Source organism: Burkholderia sp. 3C, from assembly GCF_054589155.1.
In genome coordinates, this window is the sequence record NZ_BAAILN010000124.1 from 40,667 (window position 1) to 45,239 (window position 4,573).

At 69.3% G+C, this 4,573-nt stretch carries 4 protein-coding genes; all 4 read right to left on the minus strand.

Translation table 11 applies throughout. From position 1 onward, the window contains the following. Window positions 1-1,004, minus strand: a 1,004-nt coding sequence (locus ACYP33_RS24670; RefSeq protein WP_459624334.1) for an aldose 1-epimerase, incomplete at its 3' end; no start/stop codon positions are given. A gap of 59 nt (window positions 1,005-1,063) precedes the next feature. Next, window positions 1,064-1,858 (minus strand): SDR family NAD(P)-dependent oxidoreductase, encoded by a 795-nt coding sequence (locus tag ACYP33_RS24675; RefSeq protein WP_459624305.1) that lies wholly within the window; start codon window positions 1,856-1,858, stop codon window positions 1,064-1,066. Between the two features lie 30 nt (window positions 1,859-1,888). Beyond that, window positions 1,889-2,905 (minus strand): L-arabinose ABC transporter permease AraH, encoded by a 1,017-nt coding sequence (araH, locus tag ACYP33_RS24680; RefSeq protein ID WP_414443883.1) that lies wholly within the window; start codon window positions 2,903-2,905, stop codon window positions 1,889-1,891. Between the two features lie 76 nt (window positions 2,906-2,981). Further along, a complete protein-coding gene (araG, locus tag ACYP33_RS24685; protein ID WP_414443882.1) occupies window positions 2,982-4,493 on the minus strand; it encodes an L-arabinose ABC transporter ATP-binding protein AraG in 1,512 nt (503 codons plus the stop codon). Window positions 4,494-4,573: the final 80 nt, after the last annotated feature.

Below are 4,573 nucleotides of genomic sequence, written 5' to 3' on the forward strand. Positions count from 1 at the left end.
ACCGTGAAGCGGAAGCGCCGCGCGAGCCGTTCGCCCGGCGCGAGCAACGTCATGCCGTGCGCCTCGGCGCCGCCGGGCAGGTTCACGGCGTTGATCGGGTGATCGACCGGCTCGAAGCAGAAGAAGCGCTCGCCGGGCGGCGTGTAGAGCACGTAGCAATCGGCGTCCGATTCGATCGCCATGCTGAGTCCGCGCGACGGCCAGGCCACGGTCGCGCGCCCGCCCCAGCCGGTGAACGCGTGATTGACGAGCGTGGACGGCAGCGGATAGGCGATGCCGAACTGCCAGGCGGGCGGCACGCCGACATGCCGGCGCGGCAGCCAGTCGGGGCCGGACAGCCACAGGCCGCCCGCCGAGGCGGCCAGCTCGGTGGCGTCGTCGCGCACGATGAACGGATGCACGCCGAGCCCGAACGGCAGCGGCTCGCGGCCGGCGTTCTCGATCGACAGCGCGATCGACAGCGTGGGGCCGTCGAGCACGAACGATTGCGTCGCGCGATAGGCGTACGGCGCGCTACCGCAACGGTCCAGCGACAGATGCAGCTCGGTGGCCGACGCCTCGTCGATGCGCCAGCGCGACAGCCAGCCGTCGCCGTGAATCGGCAGCGGTTCGCTGGCGCGGTTGCGCGGCACCTCGACGCGGCGTCCGTCGCACTCGAAGCGCCCGCCGCCGATCCGGTTCGAATACGGCAGCAGCGGATAGCAGCCGAGCGCGTTCGGATCGGTGGCCGCCTCGACGTGCTCGCAGCCGCGGAAGATCGGCGTGGACGCGCCGTCGCCGCGCCAGTCGAAGCGCGCGATGCCGCCGCCCAGGTGCGGCACCACATCGAGCCGCAATTCGGCGGTGGCGAGCGTGACCGCCGCGTCGGCCGCCGACAGCACGCCCTGCGCAACGCTGGCCGTTTGCGGGCCGGGGCTGACCGGCTGCGCGGCGGCCGCCAGCCGGGCGCGGCGCGCGCGGGCCGCAGCCGGCGAACCCACCGGCGAGGAAGAAGCACTGCCCATGGTCGATGTCGTCATGCTCGTCTCCTGTCAGCGCCGCGCGGGCGGCACGCGAATCCGGGTCAGGCCCAGCCGCCGTCGATCACGACGTCCTGGGCGGTCATCATGCGGCTGTCGTCGGCCGCGAGGAACAGCGCGGCGCGGGCCAGGTCGTCGGGCAGCAGCTCGTCGCCGATGCACTGCCCGGCCTTGATGGCAGCACGCCCGGCGTCGTCGAGCCACAACGCGCGCTGCTTGTCGGTCATCACCCATCCCGGCACCAGCGCATTGACGCGAATCCGGAACGGGCCGAGGTCGCGCGCCAGCGTGCGCGTGAGCCCCTGGATCGCGGCCTTCGAGGTGGCGTAGATCGGGTAGCCGCCGTTCTTCAGCATCCAGCCGATCGAACCGAGGTTGACGATCGCGCCGCCGCCGAGCGATTTCATGTCGTCGATCACCGCCTGCGCGGCGAAAAACTGGTGACGCAGGTTCACGGCGATGGCCGCGTCGAACGATTCGGGCGTGACCTCCTCGATGCTGTGGCGGCGGTCGTTGGCGGCGTTGTTGATCAGCACACCGAACGGGCCGGTGCGCGTGCGCAGCTCGGCGATGGCGCGGCGCAGCGCATCGATGTCGGTCAGGTCGGCCGCGACGAACGCCGGCGCATGGCGCGCGTCGGACAGCCGCTCGGCCAGCGCAACGCCGGCCTGCGCGTCGAGATCGAGGAAGCCGACGCGCGCGCCCTGCGCCGCGAAGTGCTCGACGAACGCGGCGCCGATGCCGGTGGCGCCGCCCGTGATCAACACCGCCCGGTCGGTCAGGCTCGGAAAGCGCGCGCCGTGTGCGTCGTCGGCGGCGATCGGCTGATTCGTTTGCATGGTGCGTGGTCCTTGATCCTTGAAGCCGCGTCAGTCGCGCGTGCCGCGGTTCTTCAACTGGTCGAGCAGCACGGCGGCGAGCAGGATCGCGCCGCGCACGAGGTACTGGTAGAACGCGTCGATATTGAGCAGGTTCATGACGTTCTCGACCGTGCCCATGATCAGCACGCCGATCACCACGCCCGAGATCGTGGCCCGCCCGCCGAGCAGCGACACGCCGCCCAGCACGCAGGCCGAGATCACGTTCAGCTCGAAGCCTTCGGCCGCGTTCGGCTGGCCCGAGGTGATGCGCGAGGCGAGGATCACGCCGGCCAGCGCGGTCACCGCGCCCTGGATCAGGAAGATCCACACGCGCGTGCGCTCGACGTTGATGCCGGCCAGGCGCGACGCCTCCGGGTTGCCGCCGATCGCCAGCGTGTTGCGGCCGTACACCGTCTGGTTCAGCATCACGCCGAACACGATGAAGCACAGCAGCGTGACCCAGATCGGCAGCGACACGCCGAACATGGCCAGGCCGCCGAGCGCGATGAAGGTGTCCGAGGACACGCCCACCGCCTGCCCATGCGAGACGATGAAGCCCAGACCGCGCACGATTTCCATGGTGGCCAGCGTGGTGATCAGCGCGTTGATGCGCAGGTAGGCGATCACCGCGCCGTTGACGAAGCCGATCGCCGCGCCGGCCACCACCGCCGCGACGATCGCGATGAAGGTGTTGTCGGTGGCGTTCAGCACCATCGCGCAGAGCACGCCCGAGAACGCGACGGTCGAGCCGATCGACAGGTCGAAGTCGCGCGAGGCGAGACAGAACATCATGGTGCAGGCCACCATGCCGATCTGCGAGATCGACAGCGCGAGGCCCAGCATGTTGTCGATCGAGAAGAAGTGATCGACCGTCACCGACATGGTGATGAACATCACCGCGAAGATCACGATCAGGCTGTAGTCGGTGACCTGCTGCCACCACTTCTGCTTGTCGTTGCTCTGCGGAATCAAGGCTTCGGCCGCTTTTTTGGCGGCGGCCTGCGCGATATTTTCTCTGGCTTCCATCGTGTTGCTCCCTACGATGCGCGGCGAAGAGTGTGCCGCGCGGTCTCCATGTTCGTCTGTCCGCTCGCGCACGCCGTCAGGCGGCCTGCTCGCTCGGACCCTGCGGCAGCGCCAGACTGAGCACCGCCTGTTCGTTCGCGTCGGCGCGCGCCAGCTCGCCGGCGATCCGGCCCTCGCGCATCACGACGATGCGGTCGGACACGCCCAGCACCTCGGGCAATTCCGACGACACCATCACGATCGCGCAGCCGCGCTCGGCCAGTTCGTAGATCACCTGGTAGATCTCGTTCTTCGCGCCGACGTCGATGCCGCGTGTCGGCTCGTCGAGAATCACGACCTTCAGGTCCGGCTCGGCGAGCCAGCGCGACAGAATCGCCTTCTGCTGGTTGCCGCCCGACAGGAACCGGATCTTCTGGCGGCGGCTCGGCGTCTTGATCTTCAGCAGCTTGATGAAACGATCGGCCGTTTCGGCTTCCTTGCGGCCGTTCAGGAACATCCCCGCGCGCAGCGAATGGCGGCGGCAACTGATGTTGATGTTCTCGGCGACCGTCGCCATCGCGACGATCCCCTCTTCCTTGCGATCTTCCGGGCACAGCACGATGCCGTGACGGATCGCGTCGCCGGTGCGGCGAATCTCGATGCGCTTGCCGTCGAGCGTCAGCGCGCCGCCGCGTTTGCGGTCCGCGCCGTAAATCACCCGCATCAGCTCGCTGCGGCCCGCGCCCACCAGGCCGAAGAAGCCGACGATCTCGCCGGCCCGCACCGAGAAGCTGGCCGGCGCCTTCAGCGCGTCGCCCGCCACCTGGTCGGCTTCGAGCCGCACCGCGCCGAGTTGGCGCGGGCGGTAGTGATAGATGTCGTTGATTTCGCGGCCGACCATCTGGCTGACCATCTGGTCGCGCGTCACCTCGGCCAGCACCGGGTGCGAGGCGATCCGCCGCCCGTCGCGGAAGATCGTGCACGCGTCGCACAACCGGTAGATCTCGTCCATGCGGTGCGAGATGTAGATCAGCGCGCGGCCGTCGGCGCGCAGGTCGTCCACCAGCTTGAACAGCACCTCGGTCTCGCGGTGCGACAGCGAGCTGGTCGGTTCGTCGAGCGCGATCACGCGCGCGTTGCGCATCAGCGCCTTGCAGATTTCCACCATCTGGCGCTGCGCGATCGACAGCCGGCGCAGCTTGGCGCCCGGGTCGAGATCGACGCCCATCGCCTCCAGCCGCTCGCGCACATGGCGCCGTGCGTCGCGCTTGCGCACGAAACCGAGCGAGTTCGGCAGCCGGCCGAGCATCAGGTTCTCGGCCACCGTCAGGTCGGGCACGTATTGCAGCTCCTGGTGGATCACCGCCACGCCGGCCGCGATCGACGCCGCCGCGCTCGTGAATTTCACCGGCTCGTCGTCGACGAGCACGCTGCCGGAATCGGGCTGATACTCGCCGCCGAGGATCTTCAGCAGCGTCGACTTGCCCGCGCCGTTCTCGCCCATGAGGCCGTGGACCTGCCCGGCGTGCACGTCGAACGAGATGCCGTCGAGCGCCCGCACGCCGGGGAAGACCTTGCCGATATTGTCGAAACGCAGAACCGCAGCCACTTGGCCTCCACTCGTCGTTACCGGGCCGCCGCCTCGCGCGGCGCCCGTTCCTGCTTGGCGAGGCGCGCCGGCCAGACCGG

Bases quoted from the DNA above. Each gene is read 5' to 3' on its own strand.
- araH (WP_414443883.1), bottom strand. From the start codon at position 2,905: ATGGAAGCCAGAGAAAATATCGCGCAGGCCGCCGCCAAAAAAGCGGCC.
- ACYP33_RS24675 (WP_459624305.1), bottom strand. From the start codon at position 1,858: ATGCAAACGAATCAGCCGATCGCCGCCGACGACGCACACGGCGCGCGC.